Source organism: Moorena sp. SIO1F2 (assembly GCF_010672755.1).
Lineage (GTDB): Bacteria > Cyanobacteriota > Cyanobacteriia > Cyanobacteriales > Coleofasciculaceae > Moorena.
In genome coordinates, this window is sequence record NZ_JAAHFV010000005.1 from 25,289 (window position 1) to 49,920 (window position 24,632).

The 24,632-nt window shown below is 44.4% G+C and carries 21 protein-coding genes, 1 tRNA gene and 1 pseudogene; 15 read left to right on the plus strand and 8 right to left on the minus strand.

Annotated features, from left to right (window positions below):
• Window positions 1-32: 32 nt before the first annotated feature.
• Complete coding sequence (locus tag F6J94_RS01560; RefSeq protein WP_293036192.1) at window positions 33-857, minus strand: SDR family oxidoreductase; 825 nt, start codon at window positions 855-857, stop codon at window positions 33-35.
• A 331-nt stretch (window positions 858-1,188) separates the two neighbouring features.
• On the opposite strand from F6J94_RS01560, the gene F6J94_RS01565 reads away from it, so the two are divergent.
• The 14 genes and pseudogenes from F6J94_RS01565 to F6J94_RS01630 all read left to right on the plus strand — a co-directional run bounded on the left by F6J94_RS01565 (window position 1,189) and on the right by F6J94_RS01630 (window position 14,331).
• A complete protein-coding gene (locus tag F6J94_RS01565) occupies window positions 1,189-1,389 on the plus strand; it encodes a hypothetical protein (protein ID WP_070393156.1) in 201 nt (66 codons plus the stop codon).
• Between the two features lie 455 nt (window positions 1,390-1,844).
• Window positions 1,845-1,915, plus strand: a tRNA-Leu gene (locus F6J94_RS01570).
• Between the two features lie 474 nt (window positions 1,916-2,389).
• The gene (locus F6J94_RS01575) at window positions 2,390-2,752 is read left to right on the plus strand and encodes a DUF4870 domain-containing protein (protein ID WP_293036197.1); all 363 of its coding nucleotides are present in this window, start codon (window positions 2,390-2,392) and stop codon (window positions 2,750-2,752) included.
• A 237-nt stretch (window positions 2,753-2,989) separates the two neighbouring features.
• Entirely contained in the window at window positions 2,990-4,468 is a 1,479-nt protein-coding gene (pds, locus tag F6J94_RS01580; RefSeq protein WP_293036200.1) for a 15-cis-phytoene desaturase, read from the plus strand.
• Between the two features lie 42 nt (window positions 4,469-4,510).
• Window positions 4,511-5,440: a 15-cis-phytoene synthase CrtB gene (gene crtB, locus F6J94_RS01585; protein ID WP_293036251.1), complete on the plus strand. Its 930-nt coding sequence runs from the start codon at window positions 4,511-4,513 to the stop codon at window positions 5,438-5,440.
• Window positions 5,441-5,703: 263 nt separating this feature from the next.
• Entirely contained in the window at window positions 5,704-6,192 is a 489-nt protein-coding gene (locus F6J94_RS01590; RefSeq protein ID WP_293036203.1) for an IS607 family transposase, read from the plus strand.
• Window positions 6,193-6,295: 103 nt separating this feature from the next.
• Window positions 6,296-6,406 (plus strand): annotated as a pseudogene (locus tag F6J94_RS01595) (IS607 family transposase); the annotation flags it as partial.
• Window positions 6,390-7,511: a transposase gene (locus tag F6J94_RS01600; protein WP_293036253.1), complete on the plus strand. Its 1,122-nt coding sequence runs from the start codon at window positions 6,390-6,392 to the stop codon at window positions 7,509-7,511. The pseudogene F6J94_RS01595 and the gene F6J94_RS01600, both read left to right, overlap by 17 nt.
• A 287-nt stretch (window positions 7,512-7,798) precedes the next feature.
• Window positions 7,799-8,554: a phosphoadenylyl-sulfate reductase gene (locus F6J94_RS01605; RefSeq protein WP_198954314.1), complete on the plus strand. Its 756-nt coding sequence runs from the start codon at window positions 7,799-7,801 to the stop codon at window positions 8,552-8,554.
• Between the two features lie 178 nt (window positions 8,555-8,732).
• Window positions 8,733-9,068, plus strand: a complete 336-nt coding sequence (locus tag F6J94_RS01610; protein ID WP_293036208.1) for a hypothetical protein — start codon at window positions 8,733-8,735, stop codon at window positions 9,066-9,068.
• A gap of 187 nt (window positions 9,069-9,255) precedes the next feature.
• Window positions 9,256-10,506, plus strand: coding sequence for an NAD-dependent epimerase/dehydratase family protein (locus F6J94_RS01615; protein ID WP_293036211.1), 1,251 nt, complete (start codon window positions 9,256-9,258; stop codon window positions 10,504-10,506).
• Between the two features lie 224 nt (window positions 10,507-10,730).
• The gene (locus F6J94_RS01620) at window positions 10,731-11,570 is read left to right on the plus strand and encodes a Uma2 family endonuclease (RefSeq protein ID WP_293036214.1); all 840 of its coding nucleotides are present in this window, start codon (window positions 10,731-10,733) and stop codon (window positions 11,568-11,570) included.
• A gap of 431 nt (window positions 11,571-12,001) precedes the next feature.
• Entirely contained in the window at window positions 12,002-13,150 is a 1,149-nt protein-coding gene (locus tag F6J94_RS01625; RefSeq protein ID WP_293018838.1) for an NAD(P)/FAD-dependent oxidoreductase, read from the plus strand.
• 8 nt (window positions 13,151-13,158) lie between these two features.
• Entirely contained in the window at window positions 13,159-14,331 is a 1,173-nt protein-coding gene (locus tag F6J94_RS01630) for a GTPase (RefSeq protein WP_293036217.1), read from the plus strand.
• On the opposite strand, the gene F6J94_RS01635 is transcribed toward F6J94_RS01630, so the two are convergent.
• The 4 genes from F6J94_RS01635 to F6J94_RS01650 are packed head-to-tail and all read right to left on the minus strand — an operon-like array spanning window position 14,263 to window position 18,777.
• Window positions 14,263-15,786: a xanthine dehydrogenase family protein molybdopterin-binding subunit gene (locus tag F6J94_RS01635; protein ID WP_293036220.1), complete on the minus strand. Its 1,524-nt coding sequence runs from the start codon at window positions 15,784-15,786 to the stop codon at window positions 14,263-14,265. The two genes, F6J94_RS01630 and F6J94_RS01635, sit on opposite strands and share 69 nt — an antisense overlap.
• Window positions 15,783-16,778, minus strand: coding sequence for a xanthine dehydrogenase family protein subunit M (locus F6J94_RS01640; protein ID WP_075898748.1), 996 nt, complete (start codon window positions 16,776-16,778; stop codon window positions 15,783-15,785). Before F6J94_RS01640 ends, F6J94_RS01635 begins: the two co-directional genes overlap by 4 nt.
• Complete coding sequence (locus F6J94_RS01645) at window positions 16,775-17,344, minus strand: 2Fe-2S iron-sulfur cluster-binding protein (protein ID WP_293036225.1); 570 nt, start codon at window positions 17,342-17,344, stop codon at window positions 16,775-16,777. The genes F6J94_RS01640 and F6J94_RS01645 overlap by 4 nt, the downstream gene beginning before the upstream one ends.
• The gene (locus tag F6J94_RS01650; protein ID WP_293036228.1) at window positions 17,341-18,777 is read right to left on the minus strand and encodes a Rieske 2Fe-2S domain-containing protein; all 1,437 of its coding nucleotides are present in this window, start codon (window positions 18,775-18,777) and stop codon (window positions 17,341-17,343) included. Before F6J94_RS01650 ends, F6J94_RS01645 begins: the two co-directional genes overlap by 4 nt.
• A gap of 110 nt (window positions 18,778-18,887) precedes the next feature.
• Here F6J94_RS01650 and F6J94_RS01655 point away from each other — a divergent pair, with 110 nt between their 5' ends.
• Window positions 18,888-19,067 (plus strand): hypothetical protein, encoded by a 180-nt coding sequence (locus F6J94_RS01655; RefSeq protein ID WP_293036231.1) that lies wholly within the window; start codon window positions 18,888-18,890, stop codon window positions 19,065-19,067.
• 223 nt (window positions 19,068-19,290) lie between these two features.
• Here F6J94_RS01655 and F6J94_RS01660 read toward each other — a convergent pair whose 3' ends face one another.
• The 3 genes from F6J94_RS01660 to F6J94_RS01670 all read right to left on the minus strand — a co-directional run bounded on the left by F6J94_RS01660 (window position 19,291) and on the right by F6J94_RS01670 (window position 24,548).
• Window positions 19,291-20,904 (minus strand): NAD(P)H-quinone oxidoreductase subunit 4, encoded by a 1,614-nt coding sequence (locus F6J94_RS01660; RefSeq protein WP_293036234.1) that lies wholly within the window; start codon window positions 20,902-20,904, stop codon window positions 19,291-19,293.
• Window positions 20,905-21,155: 251 nt separating this feature from the next.
• Window positions 21,156-22,142: a homoserine kinase gene (gene thrB / locus F6J94_RS01665; RefSeq protein ID WP_293036239.1), complete on the minus strand. Its 987-nt coding sequence runs from the start codon at window positions 22,140-22,142 to the stop codon at window positions 21,156-21,158.
• A gap of 609 nt (window positions 22,143-22,751) precedes the next feature.
• The gene (locus F6J94_RS01670; protein ID WP_293036242.1) at window positions 22,752-24,548 is read right to left on the minus strand and encodes a serine/threonine-protein kinase; all 1,797 of its coding nucleotides are present in this window, start codon (window positions 24,546-24,548) and stop codon (window positions 22,752-22,754) included.
• Between the last annotated feature and the right edge of the window lie 84 nt (window positions 24,549-24,632).

Below are 24,632 nucleotides of genomic sequence, written 5' to 3' on the forward strand. Positions count from 1 at the left end.
AACGTCGCTGATAATTGCTATAGTAAAAAATATTAGTGCTTAATTGGTGAAGGCTTAGAAGCTACCTTGATTTTGAATTTTGAAATCAGCAATGAGAGCAACCAAGGCATGTGACGTTTGATCAGGACAATCAGCTTGCCGTAGTTTGTTATTACCTGTTCCCGTTGTCGTCGGGAAATAGCTTTAACAATTTGTTTGGCAGTTTGATCAGCAGAAATCAGAAGCCTGGGCGAAATAGGATCCTGCCAGTCTGAATGCCAAATTCCCTGATTGTCTAGCTGACGAATTTCAGTAGCAACGTACCCTGGACAAATGTGTGTCACCGACACCCCATGGGGAGCCAACTCCTGAGACAACGACTCACACAAAGCCCGGATAGCAAATTTACTCATACTATAGGGAGAATCACCACTCAAGGCAAGGTAACTTTTTACGCTACTAATAATGACCAGTCTTCCTTGAGTTTTCTTGAGGTCATCTAAGGTCGCGTAGATGGTACTCAGTACCCCAAAAACATTGGTTTCCCACAGACGTCGATAGTCATTCACCCTGAGGTTTTCCACATTACCCTTCAAAGACCAGCCAGCATTAGCAACAACGATATCAATTTTGCCGAACTTACTACGGGCAAAGGTTGCTGCTTGATCAAGCTCACCATCCTTCGTGACATCACAGGGGATAGCAAGTACACGTTGACCATTGGGATCAATTTGTGAAGCTATGGCTTCTAATCGTTCTGCTCGCCGAGCTAGGAGTACCACATTGGCTCCTTCACGGGCTAATTCATGAGCAAGAGCTGCTCCAATGCCAGAGGAAGCTCCTGTGATTAGTGCCACTTGATCCTTAAAGTTGCTCATCTATTGCTTGCTGAAAGTTAATTTCAATATTTTGAGCTGGATTGTATTAAATAATAAAATTTTACTGTATAACTTTAAATCCTAAGATAAACACTCGCCTAGTTGAGCTTCAATCGGGTCGCGAACAATCTAACGATATCAGCCCCAAGTTACCGTCCCTAGTATAAGGTCTAATGAATTTCCCTGCTTTTAAGGGTTAAATAAGTTAAATATACCATTTATCCCTAAGTCCTAAAAAATTTTGTGCCAAGGACTTGACACATTTGTAATATGTATGTAGTATAAAAGTAAGGTCAAAGATAAAACATCGCGCTACAAGGAGGGATGCCCAATGATTCATGTTCGGTTTGAAGGTCGTTCCTACGACATTGCTGAAGGTCAGCTGGGTATAGCCAAAAGTATGAACGATATTGCTGTTAAACAGCAACTTGCGAAGTACTTTGATGTAGCCCCAGAGCGCTTTACCTCTTATGTCATTGACCGCAGTACCAACCGCAATCTGATTATCAGACCTGAAGCGGTTTATGGTTAAGGTTTATGGTTAAAAGGTGTTAAAAGGTTAAACCTTTTGTCCTGTGCCCTGATCTCAAGAAGCCTACAAAGCTTTTGTTATAGCAGTCGCCAGGGCAGGCGCGGACATGACAAAAGTCTCAAACCTAAGTAAGCGCAAGAGTTTGACTTCTGACTTCTGACTTCTGACTTCTGACTTCTGCTATAACTTGCACAGGAGCAATTGTTCCAAATTTCCCCCCGCGCCCTAACTGCTGAAGCTTACATACTACCGATCTACTAATCGGAAGGTTATAGGTTCGAATCCTATCAGCGGCGCTATTTGCCGCTGTAGCTCAAATGGATAGAGCATCATTTTATTAAAAGCTTTACTGACTTGCGCGGGGACCCTAATTCTAGTGGAAATCAGCTGCCATAACTAAACAATTTAAAAATTGAATTAACTGAGTCACTTTCGCGCCCTGACCCGGAAAGCTTTCATACTCGCCAAATGGAAAGGCACTTGACTCAAAATCGAGAATATACGGGTTCAAATCCCGTGTGTGATACAACAGCTTTCTGAACTTGCGCGAATTGATTCAATCTTTTATAGCAAAGGGAACAGGGAATAGGGAACAGGGAGTAGGGAGTAGGGAGTAGGAAGTAGGGAGTACGGATTAGGAAACAAAATTATCACAATTCATTCATTTAGGATTCCTAAATTACTAAATTATGACACATCTAATTAGTTATTAATTCTTGTTTTTTATTAGCTTAAGATCCCCGATTAATGAGTTAAATAAGCTAGTATTAGCTACCATTGTTATAATTATTATTGGCATTATTTATTCTTGACTGGATGTAACTATGTCTGTTAATAATTTATCTTGATCGAGTATTTGAATTTGAGAAGCCGAAACAAGGCTTGTGGTGATTTCATACCTGATTTTGGACGGAATTTACTACCTATAGTATAGGGAGATAAATGCTATGATTATAGGTAAGTAAAATTGAATACATTATCGAAATAAAGGAGCTCTATTATGGTTTATGACCAAAAAAATAACATCGACTATGACCCCGACAAGCGCAAGCTTTTATCAGCATTATGTCACGGAGCAATTTTCATTAGTGTCTCATTTATCTCCGTGTTAATTCCCCTGGCTATCTTGTTAATCTCCGATGATCAAGTAGTCAAAGATAATGCCAAAGAGTCCCTTAATTTTCACTTCAATGTCTGGCTATATGAGGTAATTTTTGGGACTTTGACTATTATCCTGATTGGTTGGCTTTTCCTGCCTCTGTTATTTATTTTAAGTTTGGTACTGCCGATTATGGCAATTCTCAAGATTCTTGGGGATCCCAATGTATCCTACCGCTACCCATTTATATTCCGTGTGATTTAAGCTAGCGCTAGGGTTTAACTCGAACCTGAGTTAACAGGGGGGAGCATGCCATGGTTGCAGAAAGAGTGTCACAGGAGGTCAGGAAGATTCGATCAGACCAGAGAATTTCATTCTTCCCCCTCTTCCCGCTCTTACCACCCCCCGGAAAAACCTGGGGGTCAGATGTAAAATGTAACGAAATGCAAAGTATAATTAAAAGAACACCCCTAAGCGAAAAATTTACAGTATTACTATCACATGCGAGTTGCGATCGCTGGAGCCGGACTAGCAGGGCTTTCCTGTGCTAAATATCTAACAGACGCTGGTCACACCCCGATTGTCCTAGAACGCCGAAATGTTTTAGGCGGTAAAGTGGCAGCCTGGAAAGATCAAGATGGGGACTGGTATGAAACTGGTCTCCATATATTTTTTGGTGCCTATCCCAATATGCTGCAGCTAATTAAAGAACTGGGTATTGAAGACCGGCTGCAGTGGAAAGAGCACACCATGATTTTTAATCAGCCAAATCAACCTGGAACTTACTCCCGGTTTGACTTCCCAGATATACCAGCTCCCCTCAATGGGATTGTGGCAATTCTGCGCAATAACGACATGCTGACCTGGCCCGAGAAGATTAGCTTTGGGATAGGGTTGATTCCGGCCATGCTTCAAGGGCAAAAGTATGTGGAAGCAATGGACAAATACTCCTTCTCGGAATGGTTGAAAAAACAGAACGTACCACCGCGAGTAGAGAAGGAAGTCTTCATCGCCATGTCTAAGGCACTAAACTTTATTGGGCCTGATGAAATTTCGTCCACTGTAATCTTGACTGCTCTTAACCGCTTCCTACAGGAAAAAAACGGTTCCAAGATGGCATTCTTGGATGGTTCTCCCACCGAGCGACTCTGTCAACCACTAGTTGATTATATCACACAGCGGGGTGGAGAAGTACGCTTGAATGCCCCAGTTAAAGAATTTTTACTCAATTCAGACAACACTGTCAGTGGGTTCCTGATTAGGGGATTGAATGGAGCACCCGATCAAGTTCTGACAGCGGATGCTTATGTATCAGCTATGCCGGTAGACCCTTTAAAGCTGATGATACCCAAACCTTGGGGTCAAATGAAATTTTTCCAACAGCTGGATGGGCTAGAGGGGGTACCGGTAATTAACCTGCAGATGTGGTTTGACCGCAAACTGACGGATATTGACCATCTGTTATTTTCCCGATCACCTCTGCTTAGTGTCTATGCTGACATGAGCAATACCTGCAAAGAGTACGCTAATCCCGACCGCTCAATGTTGGAATTGGTCTTAGCACCTGCTAAAAATTGGATTGGCAAATCCGATCTCGAAATTGTGAATGCCACCCTAGCAGAACTGGAGAAACTGTTCCCCAAGCATTTTGGTACTGATAACTCAGCTCAACTGCTAAAATACCACGTGGTTAAGACTCCCCGTTCGGTATATAAGGCAACTCCAGGACGGCAGCAGCACCGTCCCTCCCAAGAAACACCCATTGCCAACTTCTTCCTAAGCGGGGATTACACTATGCAACGATACCTAGCAAGTATGGAAGGAGCCGTACTTTCTGGTAAGCTGACATCGCAGGCAATAAATAACAACAGCACTAGGCTTTCACAAACCAGCGCTCAACCACTAGCCGGCAATCAGAAAGCAGAGATTGACATCCCGTTAGTCTCTTCACCCATGCCAAGGGCGAGTACTGAGGGCTGAAGGATGAAAGTTGAAAGCTTCCAATCTCCAACGTTGCTAAGAATGCTCCAACTGCCCAAATCTCAGCCCATGAGAAACCTGGCCTCCCGGTCAAAATCCTACGAATTATGCCGCCAGATTACGGCGAAGTACTCTAAGACGTTTTATCTTGGCACCCTACTAATGCCAGAAGCCAAACGTCGAGCCATCTGGGCAATATACGTCTGGTGCAGACGAACTGATGAACTAGTTGATGGTCCCCAGGCGGCTTTAACCACCCCTGAAACCCTAGATCAGTGGGAAGAACATCTGCAATCTATATTTGCCGGACATCCCATCGATGACTATGATGTGGCTTTGGTCGATACCCTAGAACGGTTTCCAATAGATATTCAACCCTTTCGGGATATGATTGCAGGTCAGCAGATGGATCTCTACCGTAGTCGCTATGAAACCTTTGATGAACTTAATCTTTACTGTTATCGGGTGGCGGGTACGGTGGGGTTAATGTCTAGTGCTGTGCTGGGGGTTGACAACTCCACTAGTAAAGCACCCTGGGATCAGCAAACAAACTCCTATAATCCGGTGGGAGAAGCGATCGCATTAGGTATTGCCAATCAGCTAACTAACATCCTCCGAGATATTGGAGAGGATGCTAGACGAGGTCGTATTTACATACCCTTAGAAGATTTGCAACGGTTTAATTACACTGAGGATGATTTGTTCAAAGGTGTGGTTGATGACCGTTGGCAGGAACTAATGCGTTTCCAAATTCAACGGGCAAGGGATTACTATACCAAAGCAGAAAGAGGTATTAGAGCCCTAAGCCGTGATGCCCGTTGGCCGGTTTGGTCTGCGTTGATGCTCTATCAGAAAATTCTCAATGTGATTGAACACAACCATTACGATGTATTTAGCCAAAGAGCCTATGTGCCCAAACTCCGTAAGATGTTATCCTTACCGATAGCCTGGCTGAGGGCACAAGTTCTATAGCATGCGCCATGGCAAATCCTTAATGGAAAATCTGTCAAGAAATCCCCATCCTACATATCGATGGGTTTTTTTTTACCGTTGACCAAGGGCAGCAAAAGAGTGGGATACAAAAGGAAAATACTATCAATTCTATTTAATGGTGCTACAAATGCTTGGGATTGGAAAAGGAGAAGGGGGAAGGGGGAACATCAAAGGGTTTGTAACAGTTAAAATAAATGTTAATAAATCTAGCATTATTTACCAAATTGTGTTAGATTTCAAGGATGGCACTCATCCCAATCCGTAAGGCGGTCGAACTTACGGGACTTTCTCCGAACACTTTAAGGAAGTACGCAGATAATGGCACACTCAAATTCGAACGAACCCCTGGGGGAACTAGACTCTTTGACTCAACAGATCTTCTCCGTTTTGGAAAGGCTCCAAAGTCTAACAGATCCCTTTGTCACACAATCTGTTACTGCCGAGTCAGCAGCACAAAACAACGAGACGATCTTGCCCGTCAAGTCGCCTATCTGCACTCCCTCTTCCCTGAAGCAGAAATCATCAAAGATATCGGCTCCGGCCTCAACTACAAAAGGAAGGGGCTTAGAACCATACTGGAGCGAATTGTCTGCGGAGATCAGCTCACGATTGTTGTTACCTGTAGAGACAGACTTACCCGGTTTGGGTTTGAACTCATTGAGTACTTGGTTAGAAGTTACCGTAAGAGTAGTGCAGCCTTTATAGTTGGTAAATTATGCAGCATAGGGTAAAGGTTTTGTAGTAAGGCTGCACTACTCTAAGGTTTCATCTCCGGTCGGTCTCAACGGTGGAAAAATCTTGGTTCTCGACCAACCTGAAAGCTGTCTTTGATCCGAACTTACCGCAGATATTCTCTGAATCATTCACGTCTTCTCCTGCCGGGTTCACGGACTCAGGAAATACGGTCAAAAAATCAAAGAAGATTCGACTGTTCCTAAATCCTGACCAGCGTACGCTTATTCGCAAGTGGTTCGGAGTGTCCCGTTATGTGTTTAATGAAACCGTCAAAATCCTTCAAGCAGGCGTTGTAAAAGCCAACTGGAAAGCAATTAAGACAGGGATATTAAACGACCTTCCTGATTGGTGCAAGGAAGTACCTTATCAAATAAAATCGATAGCGATTAAGGACGCCTGTACCGCCGTCAGGGAGGCCAAGAAAAAGTACAAAAAGACGTCACAGATTAATCGGGTAAGATTCAGGTCAAGGAAAAATCCTATTCAGTCTTGCTATATTCCTAAATCAGCAGTTTCTGAGACAGGGATATACCAGACAAAGCTGGGTAAATTGACTTATACCGAAAACTTGCCCGTAGACATCTGCGACTGCCGACTAACTAGTAATAATGGCGACTACTATCTAGTAGTCCCTCACCAGGTAGCTATATCATGTACCGAAAACCAAGGTAGAGTGGTGGCTTTAGACCCTGGAGTTAGAACTTTCGTCACTTTTTTTAGTGAGGCATCTGTAGGGAAGATTGGGCACGGAGATTTTTATCGAATTCAACGTTTGTGCCAGCATTTAGATAATTTGCTGTCTAAAATCAGCAAAGCTAAGCGTGAACAAAAGCGTCGGATGATAAAAGCCTCTAGGCGAATGGTTGTCAAAATTCAGAATCTGATCAATGAACTTCATCATAAGACAGCTAGGTTTCTGGTTGATAATTTTGATGTGATTCTACTTCCCACCTTTGAAACATCTCAAATGTCGAAGAAAGGAAACAGAAAAATCCGATCTAAAACCGTTCGGAATCTGCTCACCTTTGCTCATTACCGCTTCAAGGAATTCCTGAAGCATAAAGCTCAGGAAACTGGGAAGGTAGTGGTAGATGTCTGCGAGGCTTACACCAGTAAAACTGTTAGTTGGACAGGTGAACTGGTAAGTATAAATGGAAGTAAGACTATTAAGTCAAAGGTTGATGGCAAAGTCATGGATAGAGACATCAACGGCGCTCGTGGTATATTTCTGCGGGCTTTGGGAGATACCCCCTGGCTGCGAAAGCAGCTTGCATTAGTGAGCCAGAATCCGCCTTTGGTAGATTATGGTAGCTAAAAAGTATCGGCAAGGGGTAAAGGAAGATATTTATTACCCTTTAAGATTTACTGAAACTCTTCCTATTGGCAGCAAACATTTATAGAGGTTTCTAATTAGCGCGGGTTACAAAGCGCGATAAGTTTCTTCACAAGGGATGTACTTCAGCCGTTGAAGTGCTATATACAATTTCTGAACTATGGTCGATTACACGAGCTTAAAACTGAAGGCTGAGGATGGATAAAGGTATCGATACGTCGTATAATCAGCAAGTCCAACCACTTTTGTCATATAGTAAGGAGATGTTCATGTTTGAACTGGATGTTGTTTATTTGGAATCCGAATACGCCCACAAGAGTCCTCAGGAAATCCTGAAACTGGCTCTTGACAAATTTGACAACATCGCGATCTCTTTCAGTGGTGCGGAGGATGTAGTTCTTGTGGATATGGCATCCAAGATTAAGCCAGATGTGAACGTGTTCTCCCTCGACACGGGTCGCTTGCACTCCGAGACTTACCAACTACTTGAGAAGGTAAGACAGCACTATGGAATTCCACTGGAGGTGATTTTCCCGGAAACGGATGCAGTGGAAGCACTGGTTAAACAAAAGGGGTTGTTCAGTTTCTACCAGGATGGTCACAAAGAGTGCTGTGGTATTCGCAAAGTGGCTCCCTTGCGTCGCCAACTGGCTAAGCTAGATGCTTGGATTACGGGTCAGCGAAAGGATCAGAGTCCTAGTACTCGCGCTAATATCCCTGTTGTCCAGGTAGACAAGGCGTTCTCGACCCAAGAACGAACCCTGATTAAATTTAACCCCCTAGCTAACTGGAGTTCTGAACAAGTGTGGAAATACATCCGCACTAATGATGTGCCTTACAATCAATTGCACGCTAAAGGTTTCGTTAGCATTGGCTGCGAACCCTGTACTCGCCCAATTCTGCCCAATCAGCATGAACGGGAAGGTCGCTGGTGGTGGGAAGGGCAGAAAGAAAAAGAGTGTGGCTTACACAACACTACAGAACAGGTAATGACGAAGAAGGAACACCAAACAGTAAGGGTTTGAGCAACCCTCACTGAAATAAACAGACTAGGTAAAAAAATTCAGTTCAGGTACTTAATCGTTGCAGCACAATCAAGCTTGTTGCAGTTGAAATCCTAATTTTTAGGTAGAAGTGGGGAGTGGGTTGTGATAATTTCTTTATTACGCTTTTGAAAAATAACTCAGTATTAAATAATACAGAATGAAAATCACGTTAGTTAAAAAAATCAACAAGGACGGTAATTTCTGTCGCAAGTGCGTCAATGTGGTAGAAAAACTTGAAAAAAAAGGACTGATGGGTCGAATAGACCAGATTGTGGTGGCTGATGAGCGTCAGCCATCTAGCGAAGGACTAGATCTAGCTATAAAGCACGGGGTAGAAGCAGCCCCTTTCTTCATTGTTGATCATGAGGACGGATCGACCCAAGTCTATAGCACTTATGTTCGTTTCTTCAAGGAAATCCTGAATCAGAAGACTTCTGAAAGGGAAGAGGTATCGGAGATCATGGATCGATACCCTGAACTAGATTTCATCTAAAAAACTGATTGCTGTAATCGTAACAGTGGGGTGATCAGGTGATGTTAGCGTAGCTCGACGAAGTCCGGTGATGGAAATATATCGGTTCTCGATTGGTTCTCGGTTAATTCCCAAAGCGGGATACTATAGTCGCAGCTCGCTGACAATTCAACCAAAAAAGACCATTTAAACAAACAACTAGGAGTTGATGATGAAAAAAGTTGTAGTTTTAGGCGGTGACGGATTTTGTGGTTGGCCCACAGCTCTCCATCTATCTGATAGTGGTCATGACATTGTAATTGTTGATAACTTGTCACGACGCAACATTGATAATGAGTTGGAAGTGAGTTCCTTAACACCTTACCAGCCGATGTCCACTCGTCTGAAGACATGGCGTGAGGTTTCTGGCAAACAAATCCAGTTCTATAACTTCAATGTAGCGAAAGACTATGATCGCTTACTGAATCTATTCCTAACCTATCAACCGGATGTGGTGATTCATTTTGCGGAACAGCGGGCTGCACCTTATTCGATGAAGTCATCTAGCCATAAGCGCTACACGGTAGATAATAACTTGAATGCGACTAATAATCTGCTAGCTGCGATTGTGGAATCGGGTTTGGATATACATGTGGTTCATTTAGGAACCATGGGAGTCTATGGTTATGGTACTGCTGGGATGAAGATTCCGGAAGGGTATTTAGATATCCAGGTGACTACGGATGAGGGAAAAATGGTACAGCAGCAAATCTTGTACCCAGCCAATCCGGGCAGTATCTATCACATGACCAAAACTCAAGACCAGCTGTTTTTCTATTACTACAACAAGAATGATGGGGTGCGGATCACTGACCTGCATCAGGGGATTGTTTGGGGAACTCAGACCAAGCAGACAAAGCTGGATGAACGGCTAATTAATCGGTTTGATTACGATGGAGACTATGGTACGGTCCTAAATCGGTTCCTGATGCAGTCAGCGATTGGTCATCCGTTGACAGTACATGGAACAGGGGGTCAAACCAGGGCATTTATCCATATTCAAGATACAGTGCGGTGTATAGAGTTAGCGATCGCAAATCCTCCGGCTTCTGGGGACAGGGTGAAAATCTTGAATCAGATGACCGAAACCCATCGGGTGCGGGATTTGGCCCAGATTGTGTCTGATATCACTGGAGCGGAAATTGCCTATCTAGAGAACCCTAGAAACGAATCAGCAGAAAATGAACTGGCTGTGGAGAATAAATGTTTCTTGGAAATGGGTCTGAAACCAACCACCTTGGTTAAAGGTCTGATGCAAGAGGTAATCGAGATTGCTGCTAAATATGTCGATCGTTGCGATCGCTCGAAGATTATCTGTACATCACTGTGGCGGCAGAAGGGCAATGGGGTGAGTATGGCTGACGAAACTTCTGCTCAAACCACATCCGACAAAACGGCGGTGGGTGTAGGTGCCAGTTAAAAATTAGGTAGCGCGCAGGTGGGAGCATATTTTACCTTGAGCGGTCAGCTTTTTATGGTCAGTCTGGTTCTGTTGGCCTTGCAACTAATAGCTGATCACAAGGACAGCATGGGCGTAGCACCATTACTGACTGCTCAAAGTATCTGAAACTCTGGCAATCTTAATAAGTTCATCAGTAGTGAAACTTCTTGCTACCCTAAAACTAGTTGATCCGATTGTCTGTTATGTATCAAACTGACCCCCCTCGTCCGGCCAAGGAAACCCTACCGACGATGTATGATCTCCCTAGTGAAGATCCAGAGGAACCAGGTTTGCCAGACGAGTTTCATGATTTTCAACCTCAGCTATTACGGGAGACATTCTCTCCACCGAGTTACCCAAGGGATCAGATCTTTGTGGGGACTGACTTGAATCTGTACTATGATGTTCGTCATCCTCAATGGTACAAACGACCGGACTGGTTTGGGGTAGTTGGGGTGTCTCGGTTTTATGAACAGCGAGACTTACGATTGAGTTATGTGATGTGGCAGGAAGGGGTCAGTCCATTTATCGTAGTGGAGTTGCTCTCTCCAACGACGGAATCAGAAGATTTAGGGCAAACCCTACGGGATATCGATCAACCGCCGACTAAGTGGGAGGTTTATGAACGTATCCTTCGTATTCCTTATTATCTGGTGTTTAGCCGATATACCAATGAGTTAAGAATTTTTGAGTTGAAAGGGTTAAACTATCAACAGGTAAGCTTGGACACCGACAGATTCTGGCTGCCAGAATTAGGGCTGGGCCTAGGAGTATGGTCTGGGTCATACCAAGAGGTGAATGGAGGATGGTTACGCTGGTATGATGAATTAGGGAACTGGATTCCCACAGGCTCTGAACAGGCTCAACAGACTCAGCACCAGTTGCAGCAGACTCAGCACCAGTTGCAGCAGACTCAGCAGCAATTGCAGGAGGCTGAACAAGAAGCTCAACTCGAACGCCAGGAAAAGGAATTGGCTCAACAGCAGGCAGCGAGATTAGCAGAACGTCTGCGACAGCTGGGGATTGACCCAGGAGAGGTGTAAAAGGTGCCGTTGGCAGCAGAATAGAAAAGGCGATGCTCGGTACGATCCGCTACGCGAACGCATATAGCAATACCCGTCTCATACCAAATCCTGTTCCCAAACCCCCCTTATCTGCATAGCCATAGATTCGTGGCATACAAAGATTTGGTCGATTTTTATAAAAGGGTTTTGACAAAGGGATTTGATATAAGTCCACTTATACGCTTAGTTCAGTTCTGGAGTATTTAGTTTGATTATTCTAATTATACGTCCAGCGTTGTTTTTTGTCCATTTGCTCTCGCAACGCCCTATAGCGACGTAAGGAGTTTAGCGGTGGGAGGATGTCAATCATGGTTTACCACTGCCTCACCAATATTGTTTGTTAGAAAGCTAGCTTTTTTTTATAGAATGATTATAATTGTCATAAAGTATCTATTCGAGATTGTCTGCTGGTGAACAAAACTAACGATCGTTTTGAAGTTGTAATTGTGGGGGCTGGGGCTGCTGGAATTGGCTGTGGAGTAGTCTTAAAAGATTTAGGAATTGAAAACTTTGTCATTTTAGAACGACATCAAGTAGGGGCTTCTTTTAGGCGTTGGCCTGAAGAAATGCGATTCATTACGCCGTCGTTTCCCAGTCATGGTTTTGGATTGCTGGATCTCAACGCAGTAGTTTTAAATACTTCTCCTGCCCTCAGTTTCAGAAAGGAACATCTTTCGGGGAAAGAATATGCCCTATATTTGGAGACTGTAGCAGAGCATTTTCAACTACCTATAAAAACCGAGACAAATGTGAAAACTATTGCAGCTTTACCTCAAGGCAAAGGCTTTGTCTTGAAAACTTCTAAAGGCGAGTTGCGTTCACGCAGTGCCTCAGCTTCGCTGAGATCGCAGTTTGTGATTTGGGCAGCAGGAGAGTTTCAATATCCCAATCTTAATCCGTTTCCAGGAGCAGAATTCTGCATTCATAATTCCCAAATACGTTCTTGGACAGAGCTTAAGGGGAAAGAATTTGTAGTTGTGGGAGGCTATGAAAGCGGTGTAGATGCAGCGTCAAATTTGGCAGCATTAGGGAAAAAAGTAAAGTTAATCGATCGCCAGAGTAGCTGGTCAAACTTAGACTCAGATCCTAGTGTTTCTCTGTCTCCTTATAGTCTAAAACGTTTAGAAAGAGCTTATTCTATGGGTCGGGTCGAACTAATTGGAGAACAGAACATTGAAGCAGTCAAAGCAGTAAAAAAAGGATATGTGGTGGAGAGCGAGTACGAACAGTGGTTTAGTTCCACACCGCCAATTCTCTGTACGGGATTTAACAGCAGTTTAAAACAAATCGCACCTCTATTTGACTGGTCAAATGGCTATGCAGCCCTGACTGAAGAAGATGAGTCTACCCTAACTCCAGGATTATTTGTCGTCGGTCCTTCAGTGCGTCACGGCAATCTAATTTTTTGTTTCATTTATAAATTTCGGCAGCGATTTGCTGTAGTCGGTAATGCGATCGCTCAACGTCTGGGAATCGATACAACGACCTTGGAAGCCTATCGCCGAGAAGGTTTGTTTCTAGATGACCTTTCTTGCTGTAATAACGATTGTGTTTGTTGAAAAGTAAAGTGAATATTTTTACGCCGTCAAAATTAGAGCGCGATTGTATTGTGGTTATTGGTAAAGAGAGTACGGGCAAGTCCCAACTAATTGCGGCTCTTACAGGACAGACTCCCTATAGTGCCAATTTTCGGGGTTCTACAGTGACTTGTGACACTTATCAATCTGAAGCCTATACCTTTATCGATACTCCAGGAATTCTCTATCGTTCCGACAGCGTAACTACTAAGAAAGCTTTAAGAAAGCTAGAAGAAAATGACACCGTGCTACTGATAGTCAAGGCGACCGACGTAGATCGAGATTTAGCCGATCTACTGCCTTTAGTAGCAGATAAAAGGGGCATTGTGGTGATTACTTTCTGGGATAAGGTATTCTCGACGGTTCATACTCAAAAAGTGGTTCGGGAATGGAAGGAAACTTCTAACCTGAGCATTGTCACTGTAGATGCTCGCCACCTGACAATAGAACAAAAAGACTATATTTTGGCTTCTCTGCAAGAACCTCATCCTTTTCCCGCCCAATGGATTCCGACAAGGGCTGGCTGGTATATTGAACCTCACCCGACACTGTTAGAACATCCTCGACTAGGCTGGTTATTGGCGATCGCCCTATTACTTATTCCTGCGATTATTGCTGTCTGGGGTGCTAACTCCTTTGCGACTTTAGCAGATCCTATAGTACAAAGTGCGATCGCTCCTGTTATTAAACCTTTATCCCAACTCCCAATCTGGTTAAGAGAAATACTGATAGGTCAGTATGGACTGATAACTATGAGTCCGTTGCTGTTTATTTGGGCGATGCCCACAGTAATTCTCTATGCCCTATTCTTGGGCGCATATAAAGCTAGTGGGTTAATAGAACGAATTACCATTGCTCTCAATCCTTTACTCCGTCCGTTTGGGTTATCGGGACGGGATTTAGTGCGAGTAATTATGGGTATGGGGTGTAATGTTCCTGCGGTGATTAGCACCCGTGCCTGTTCTAGTTGTTCTAGGGGAACTTGTATTTCCGCGATCGCTTTTGGTTCGGCTTGTTCTTATCAGTTTGGCGCAACTTTAGGGGTCTTTAGTGCTGCTAAGTTACCTTACTTGATAATTCCTTACCTGCTGTATCTAACCGCAACCACCTTGATATATACCANAGGAGTCTCCCATCTCCACCCGTACCTGTTCTACAGCTAGCCCCAATACCTCGGCTGCTGTACCTGCAACAATGGTATATGCACCAGTACCCATGTCATTAGCACTAGTGAGGATATGGGCAGTACCATCGGCTAACAACCTTACTGTGACTGTGGCTGAACTCCGTAAAGCGGGGAAGGTTGATGCCGCCATGCCCCAACCAATTAGCTTACCATCACGGGTGAGGGAGCGCACCTGTTTTGGTCGATCTTGCCACCCAAATTGTTGCGCACCCAGCCGCAAACATTCTGCGAAATCCTTGGCAGAGAACGGTAAACCCTGGCGCTGGTGTTCCTTAGTTTCATTTTTTAACCGCAGTTCCACTGGGTCGATTTTTAACTCCCACGCCAATTCATCCATGGCTGATTCTAGTGCCCATAACCCCGGATTTTCCCCTGGGGCACGCATGAATGCGGGTGTCCCAACGTTCATCACCGCCAATTCCTGACGGGTTCGCAGATTGGGTGCAGCGTACATAACTGGTGTGATGCCTGTACAAGGTTCAGTAAAAATCTCAACTGGTGAGGTACAGGATTTAACCCCATGGTCTATGGCCATCAAGCTACCATCAGCATTTGCCCCTAAACGAATCGTTTGTTCCGTTTCAGACCGGTGTCCGGTGTTGGCGGTCATTTGCCGACGGCTGAGAACAACTTTCAGGGGACGTTGCAGTTGACGGGCTGCTGCTGCACCAAGAATGGCATGGGGCCAAGGGAAGGCTTTAGAACCAAAGGCTCCACCAATAAAAGGTGTGATAATACGGACTTTTTCTGGGGCAAGTCCAAACAGGTCTGCATAGGTACGCTGACTACCGATTACCCACTGGGATGGTTCGTAGACAGTCAGGGTGTCTGCATCTTGCCAGTGAGCAATGATAGCATGGGGTTCCATCGCTGCGTGTAGTTCAGTGGAAGTTGTGTATGTTGCTGTAATCTCGGCTCCTACACCTGCCATGGCACTGGCAAAGTCCCCAGCAGCAACATTCCCCTTCTCAAAGGTCATCTGTTGCCCAAGCATGGGTGGAGCTTCGTTAAAGGTAGCTTTGCTGGTTTCTACAATTGGTTCTTGGGTGACGTATTCTACCTTAACTAAATGAGCAGCGTGACGTGCCCGTTCAAAGGTATCTGCGACTACCAAACCAATAATCTGTCCTGCGTAGTAAATTTGGTCATCTGATAACGGTAGTCGTGCTTCGTAGATTTTCGAGGTTAAAAAATCGTTAGCTGGTTTAGATACAGTCGGCGGGTTTTTATGGGTGAAAACTGCAATTACCCCTGGTGCTGTTGCTGCTGCTTGGGTATCAATACTTTTAATCTGCCCATGAGCAATATTAGCAGTCACCAGATAACCATGAACTAAACCGGGAATTTGATGTTCAGCAGCGTAGGTTGCTGTCCCTGTAACCTTTGCTCGTCCATCCTTGCGGTTAATACTAGTACTAGTTACTTGATTCATGCTACCCCTCCTCCTTGAGCAGAAACCATGAGGGCGCGACGAATCGCCCGTTTTGCCAGTTCGACTTTATAACCGTTGTGAGTTAAAGGTTTGGCTAAGTCCAAGGCAATTTCTGCAGCCTCGGTAAATGTTGCTACATCCGCCGACTTACCAATCAAAAACTCTTCTGCTGCTGTTGCTCGCCAAGGCTTGTGTGCTACCCCACCCATTGCCAAGCGTGCAGCTTGGATTTGCTCCCCTTGCAAGTTTACCGCCGCCGCCACAGAAATTAAAGCAAAGGAATAGGAAGCGCGATCGCGTATTTTCAAATAAACCCCAGATTTCCCAAAGGATAAGGTCGGCAGAATCACAGCGGTAATTAACTCCCCTGGTTCTAAATTGGTGTCTTGCTCGGGTCTATTTCCTGGTAGACGGTGGAAATCTGTAAACGGTATCTCCCTTTGCCCTTGGGGACTTGCTACTTCCACCACCGCATCCAATGCAGCTAGGGCAACACACATATCTGACGGGTGTACTGCTACACACTGCTCGCTGGCCCCAAGGATGGCATGAGTACGGTTAATTCCCGTGATTGCGGGGCAGCCTGTCCCTGGTTGCCGTTTATTACAAGGAAAGGCGGTATCGTAATAATAGGGACAACGGGTACGTTGCAGCAGGTTTCCCCCCACTGTAGCCATGTTGCGAATTTGCTGAGATGCGCCAGATATAATTGCCCTAGCTAACATGGGATAGTTGCGGCGAATATCACTATTGTCTGCCACTGCGGTATTACTAACTAGCGCTCCCAGACGCAGACTACCATCAGCCATCGGTTCAATGTTATGCATCTGTAACCGAGAGATATCAATCAGTTGCGATGGCTGATCTAAGAATACTTTCAGACGGTCAACTAAATTCGTTCCACCAGCAATAAACATGGAGTGTTGGTCAGCAACTGCCTGGTTCACGGCATCTGACAAGGAAGTGGCACGGGTATAGGTGAAGTTATTCATGATCCTTTGTTATTTCCATATTCACTGACCATCACCGCTGCCACAGGAGAAGGTGGTTTTTGTCCAATTACCTGCTGTACGGCTGCCACAATACCATTGTAAGCACTGCATCGGCAGAGATTCCCACTCAGTCGTTCCTTGATTTCCGCCTCGGAGAGTTCAGCTAGTTGTGGAGGACTATGCAAATCTGGTGTCACCGCGCTAACACAACCCCGTTTAACTTCCTCCACAAGAGCCACAGAAGCGCAAATTTGCCCTGGGGTACAATAGCCGCATTGGAAGCCATCATTGTCAATAAATGCCTCCTGCACCGGATGGAGAGTATCCCCTGTTGCCAAACCTTCAACGGTAACAATTTCCTTACCTTCTTGCATGACTGCCAAAGTGAGACAGGAATAAACTCGCTGACCATCAATTAAAACAGTACAGGCTCCACATTGTCCATGATCGCACCCCTTTTTACTCCCGACTAATCCCAAATATTCACGCAGAGCATCTAGGAGTGTTACACGGGGTTCAATGGTGAGGATGTGCTGTTCACCATTAATGGTAAGAGTCACATTCATCTAGGCTTCGCCTCCTTGTCAACTTTCTCTGGCCAATTACGGGGTGGAATTTCCCTTCCTTGATAAAATTGTCGCTCCAACTTACCCAAAAGCAACCAAACTCCCCCACTCATTAAAAAAGCTACAGTCAAAATAATAACAGTAACAATAGATACCTCAGGGTGGAGCAATACCAGTAACGGAAGCAATACCCAAACCAGTGCAGTCCCTACAGCTAATCCCAGCCTTAACCGTTGCAAGTTAGCTAAAGCCCCACGACAACTCGCGCATTTTTCCGTGTGGGAATGATACCTTTCTAAGAGAACTTCTTTGGGTAGTGATGGTGGTAGAGTTTTTCCTGGAAATGGGTCAATACTATATTGATTCACCCAAAAACGCAACTGGAATACAAATAGGTCGGCTTTAGTTGGTAAGTAAAACGCTTTATTAAAATTACCACTACCCCCTTTTTCTTCGAGATATCTTTCTTGGTAATGCAAGAAAATCTGATCATCTTCCAAAACATTATTTTGCCCAATATGGGAATACCACCGAGGAGTTAGTTTCAGAAATAACCCTAGTAATTTGGAGGAAAACTTAAAAGGAAAGCGGGCAAATAGCCGACACTCCCCCTTGCGAATCGGAGTCGCGTACACAACTGTTAGTGTCCTGCCAAACTGCTTGGAGGTGAGGTCATGCCACATCAGTCCAGGAGCAATAAAGGTAGTATCCTGTCGTCCTAGGGTTCCTTTACGGGGACCTTCTGCCCAAACCCCTTTAAATCCCCACTTTCCGGATTCTACAACCTCCAATTCCACAGGAGATACATTAGCGCGGTTACCGACACTGCGGTGGTGGGTGTAAGGAATATGACTGGGGTCGAGTACATTTTCCATCAATGTTAGGGCATCATAAGGCAAATCCCGAAACGTATTCAAGCAAACCCAACCGTCCGGGTCTTCTTCTAAGGCATCAACAATAGGAACCTTAGTTTGAGCCGCATTTTCAGCTTGTCCAGGATAAACAAATAACAACCCTTGAGCAATTGTAGTCGGTAGTGATTTGACACAGGCACGTTGGGAAATTTCAGCCTTTCCCCTTTCTTGTTGCTGTGGAATGACTTCACACTGGCCTGTTCCGGAAAAAGCCCAGCCATGATAGGGACATTCTAGCTGTCCATCCTGATTAATTCTACCTTCAGACAGTGGAGCCAAACGGTGTGGACATTGATCGAAAAAGGCTCGCCACATCTGTTCATGCTTGTCCCACCAGAGGACAATATCCTGCTCTAACAAAGTGAAGCGAGTAGGCTGGGATTTGTTTAAATCATCGACGTAAGAAACAGGATACCAAACTTCTTGCCAGTCAAAGACTTCTGGATCAGACCCACCTGCTGCCAGTTTTTCCACTGGCTTAGTTTGAGAGGTTACGGACTGTAAAACGCTGCTAGACATAGTAGGATTTTTGTTTAAAATTATTGGGATTTTACCAGAAACAATGTAACAATTTTAAAAAAATATAGTCAATAAAAACTCAACAATCTAGGATGATATAAAGTAGCATCATGACAGCTAAAATTTTCCATAATATGGTAGTCGTAGATTCAGAAAAACGTATATCAGCTAAAACAGCTTTGCGTCAAGTGCTTGCCGCTTGTGGTGGAAATACTAAGGATGAAGCGGTAATTGCTGCAATTAATCATTTATGTCAACTCAATCCGACAACAGCTGCTATAAAAAATTGATTCAGCAACGGAACAGGATATTTCTCCCACTCGGGCTTTTCATCAAAACAGTAAGATGCTCCCATTTTGTTGGGAGCATCCCATTTTGGTAACTATATATTTTTATGTCGGCGGTATAATCACGATGATACAGCTATTTGCGGTATGTTTCTTCCAAAGTGGGATGCTCCTGTTTTGGGGCATTCTTTTTGTTTAACTCCCGCTAATCGGAAACAGCAAGTACTCAGTACTTGGTAACACCAAGAATAGCTTGAGGATTGGTGTTAGGTAACTGTGGCGGTGTGAAGGTACCAGAGTATAGAGGTGATTCCTCTTGAACAATCACTGGTAAGGATTGGCGCATTTGAGCAGCAACCGCTACAGTTTTCACATCATAGGTTTGAGTGACTAGCTTCGGATAAAGACCGATGCCAATAATAGGGATTAACAGACAAGCGGTAACGAAAATTTCGCGAGGCTTGGCATCCCCTAAGTATTTCTCAATAACTAATCCAGAGTTATTTTTACCGAAAAATACCTGTCTGAGCAGTGAAAGCAGATAAATCGGAGTTAGGATTAATCCCACTGCAGCTAAGAAAACGATGACGACTTTGAAAGATGAGCTGTAGACACTGCTAGTGGTGACTCCAAGAAACACCGACAACTCACCCACAAAACCACTCATTCCTGGTAAGGCTAGGGATGCCATGGAACCAGCAGTGAAGAGGGCAAATGCTTTGGGCATTTCTTTCGCCATTCCTCCCATTTTCGCCATCGCTAGCGTATGAGTACGTTCGTAGGTGACACCAGATAGGAAGAATAAGGCAGCAGCGATTAACCCATGGGAAAGCATCTGTAAGATAGCTCCATTCATTCCTAATTCAGTGAACGAAGCAATGCCAATCAACACAAAACCCATGTGGGAAATTGATGAGTAAGCTAGTCGTCGTTTGAGATTGTCTTGGCTAAAAGCAAGCAAAGCACCGTAGATAATATTGACCACACCTAATACTGCTAGCACTGGTGCGAAGTAAGTATGGGCATGAGGAAGCATTTCTAGATTCATGCGCATCAGTCCATACCCACCCATTTTCAATAAGACCCCAGCTAATATCATCGAGACTGGAGCAGAAGCTTGGCTGTGTGCATCTGGTAACCAAGTATGTAGCGGAAAAATCGGCAACTTGACACCATAGGCAATTAAGAAACCCGCATAAGCTACTAGTTCCAAAGCTATCGGGTAATTCCGATTCCCTAGGGTTTGCATGTCAAAGGTGACTGTATCTCCAGCAAACGCCATCATTAGCGCGGCGACCAGGATAAAAACTGAACCTGCTGCTGTGTAAAGAATAAATTTGGTTGCGGCGTAGAAGCGTTGTTTTCCTCCCCATATAGAAATGAGCAAGTACACTGGCAGCAACTCTAATTCCCACATTAGGAAAAACAACACTAAATCTTGAGCTGCAAACACCCCGATCTGGGCGCTATACATGAACAGCATCAAGCAGTAAAACAAACGCGGTTTATGGTTAATCTTCCAAGCCGCAACAATAGCTAAGGTAGTGACTAAGCCACTTAACACAATCAGAGGCATCGATAAGCCATCGACTGCTACAGACCAACTAATGCCAAGCTGGGGTATCCACGTATAACTTTCCCTGAGCTGAAAATCGGAGTTTCGGAAATCGTAATGATGCCAAAACCCATAGATCATTAGGACAAAATCCAGAAGGGCTACACCTAGGGCATACCAACGAATCATCCTCAGCCACTTGCTGGGAATGATCGGAATCAGCAGAGATGCCACTAGGGGCAGCAGAATAATCGTCGTTATCCAAGGAAAATTTACGGAGACCATAGCTAAGAATAAATACCTATTGGCTTCTAGTTTCAGTATATTAACTAAAGTTAAGAATTGCAAAGGGTATTTGCCAAAAAAACACAAAAAAAATTTTTTGGTAACAATTGCTACCAAAAAAGTAAAGAATTATTAAAAATTTAGGTTAAGGTGGGTCAAACCCAGAAGCATTATGCTATATGGAAGATTTTGGGTAATCAGAAGCAATTACCAACTATAACCAGCAGGGGGTCATACTATCGGATGTGGTATTAGCTAATCAATTCCAGAGCAATCTTGGTGCCGTGGGAATCTAGAGAAAGCGATCGCACTTGAGCCTCAATCCCGGCATCGGTCCAAGCTACCGCCATGGCCTCCTGAACCGCTGGTGCTTGGGACTCACTCACCAAGGCCAACAAAGTAGGACCAGCCCCACTAATCACCATGCCATAGGCTCCAGCATCCAAAGCTGCCGCCTCCACAGCGTCATAACCAGGAATCAGCTTTTGGCGATAAGGCTGATGTATCCTGTCTTGCAAACCGACCCGTAACCAATCCCCCTTACCAGACTCCAAACCCCGCAACAACAACCCCAAACTGGCCACATTCAACACTGCATCAGCACGGCTGTAGCTATCAGGCAACACCTGCCGTGCCTCCTGTGTTGAAAGCTCGAAATCTGGAATTGCCACCACCGGAACCAGATCAGAAGACCAAGCAACATCACAAACTACCCAATCCTGTTCTTTTGCTTCGGGTCTTTGGGGTCTTTGGGGTTTCATCGCCAAACCTCGACCGGTCAAACGACATCCCCCCAAAAGCGCTGGAACCACATTATCAGGATGCCCCTCAATTGCGATCGCTAACTCCATTACCTCCTGATGAGAAAGAGGTTTACCCGCTAACTGATTTGCAGCAATCAATCCTCCAACAATCGCTGTGGCCGAACTCCCCAATCCTCGTGCCAAAGGCACCCCCAAATCAATCTCTAGGTGTACCGGAGGCGGAGTTTTTCCCAGACGCTCATATAAGGTCACAAACGCTCGATAGACAAGATTACTCTCATCTCTACTCACCTTGTTGGCTTCCACACCAGTAACATCAATCTTAAGCTTGACTGATCCAGAATTTACCGACTCCAGGCGAGTGACTTTAAACTGGTTATACACAGTTAGCGCTGCGCCTATGCAATCGAAACCTGGTCCTAGATTAGCGGTAGTACCGGGCACAATAACCCTGACCGTAGAAACAACAGACATTTGACAATATTCTGAACTAAATAATCTTGCCCTAAAAATTGCTCTCCTGTCTACCTGGTTTGGTACATTTATTTACAGTTGGCTGCACGTCTAGTGATTTTAAATTGAATAAACGACACCCAGACAGAAGTGAGAACGATTAATGATCTATGGTAATCATGAATCAGTCTATTCTCAGCCTGTGAAAAATTCGATAAGTCGTGAGTGCAGAGCGTGCTGATACAGCATGTTTGAAATCATCAAAGGCCGATCAGCTGCTAGGGGAGTTCTACATTAATAAAACCTGTTACTCCAAAGCCAAACTATTAAACACCTATAAAATTACAAAATTTTATAATATACCAAGTTTTGTTAATCACTAAGCAAAATAGCTCAGCGCTTTTTTATAATGGGTAATAGGTAATAATAAATTACCTAATTAAATATCAAAAAATATAATAGCGTTTTGCGTGGTTGACTATTAATTATTAATTTTTATGAAAAATTGTTAACAGTTGTCCTTACAGCATAGTTCCAAAAATAAAAGGTCGTCCAGATCTATTATTTTGTTGCAATCACAAAAAATTGAGTGGAAGCAGTAGGCTGATCGCTCCTGCAAATAAATACCTTCTAAGGCTTGATCAAATTTCTCTCTAATTTCCGATAGGTTTTGACTTGCCGCAGACGCTCTAATGGTGGATAGAGAATTATCACAGCTAAGGGAACTGCTGTCACTAAAATGGCTATCATTACCAACACATTTAAAAATCCCAGCTTTAAACCGATACCTAAACTAATGCCCAAGGCTACCGATAACACAGGCACTCCTAGGGCTAAGATTTTACTAAACCCACGCTTTCGGCAGCTTTGAGCGACTCCTTCCCCTTCAAAGGCTGCCATAAACACTACCGCATCCACTGCTGCAAAGGTAGCAATTGCGCTATCGGTAGCGCGAAACTTGGCACCAAATCCAGCTACCAACAGGGCTGCTACTCCAGCAAAAAACACTGCTGCTACGGTATCCATAGCCTTTAACGGAATACTAAACCTGGCTCTGAGTCTTGCTACCAGTTTCGATATCACCCCAGATGTCACAGCCGCAGTCAATCCCAGCATTGCCACCAAGACTGAGACAAAAGTAGCGATCGCAATCCCGATTGTGCCACTGTTACTCACAATTCCCTCCCAAGCCGTAGTTTCTACCCACGTAGCTGTAGTAGCTAAGCAAATCAATAGCGCTAGGGATAGATAGGGAAGTTTTTTCGTGGCAATTGGTACCGGAGCAGTATGAATTTTCAGCGGTAAAACCTGAGTTGACTGTTCAGCATTAGTGTGAATTAATACCTCTCGCTCATAGGTTTGGTCTGCCATCAGCTTACTGGTATCTATAGTAATTTGGCACAACCCTTGATTACCATTAACATCAGCTGTGTCCAATCGAATCCAGTCATGGAAATAGGGAGTGTGGGGTGGGTCACTGACATGGGGAGCAATTTGCCAGCGGCTTTCTAAGGCTGTGTCTGGAACTGTGTTACAAATTGTAATAGTTTTTGTCAGTTTTTCCCCTAATTTTTTAGCCCTCAACTCTAGATACGGTTGGGAGAGTTTTGCCTCTGGAATCCGGATAACGTAAATTGGCTTAAGAGCTTCTAAAGCCGTTTCAGCATCAGGAAAACGGTCTTTAGGTTTCAGCTCTACCATTCTTTGCAGCCACTGCAGCCAACCCAAACTTACTTGAGGTAGACGATGCTGAAAATTTAGACAATAGTCTTCATCAATTAAGGTATTAATGGTAGTAGATCGAGTACCAGTTAGTAAACAAATCAAGGTCGCTCCTAAGCCATATAAGTCTGACGCTTTACTTAGGGCTTTATCAAATAACTGTTCCGGAGCCATAAACCCGATAGTGCCTTTGGCTACACTACTCACCGCTAGTTCACTATCACCAATCCGAGCTAAGCCGAAGTCTACCAAAAAAACATTGATCGTCTCATCTACTAAGATATTTTCTGGTTTGATATCTCGATGAATGATCGGAGGAATCCGATGTTGTAGGTAAACCAGAATGTTGAGTAACCCAACCGCGATTTGCTTAATCTCCTCCGGGTCAAAACTACGAAGTACAGCCAGGGAAGGAGCATGTTTGTATTCCTGTACCAGACAACAGCCCCTAGTGGTTTGGAATGACCCTAAGTAACGGGGGATACCGGGATGATTCAGTCCCCGCAACACTTGAATTTCCCCTTCTATGGTCTCATAGTCTGACCAGTTACTGTTGCGTTGAGCAAACTGAAACTGCTTGATCACTACCAATTGGTGATTGACCTGGTTTCGGGCTAGGTAGGTCACTCTCCCACCAGCGCGATTATGACCCAATTCCCTGATCACTTTGAAATCGTGACTGGATAAGTCTGGAAAATTGCTCATTAATCTATCGGCTACATCACAATTAAGCTAGGCAGCAATGGGCAAGTCTTAATCCTTTCGGTTAGGCTGGGCTTACCGTGCTTC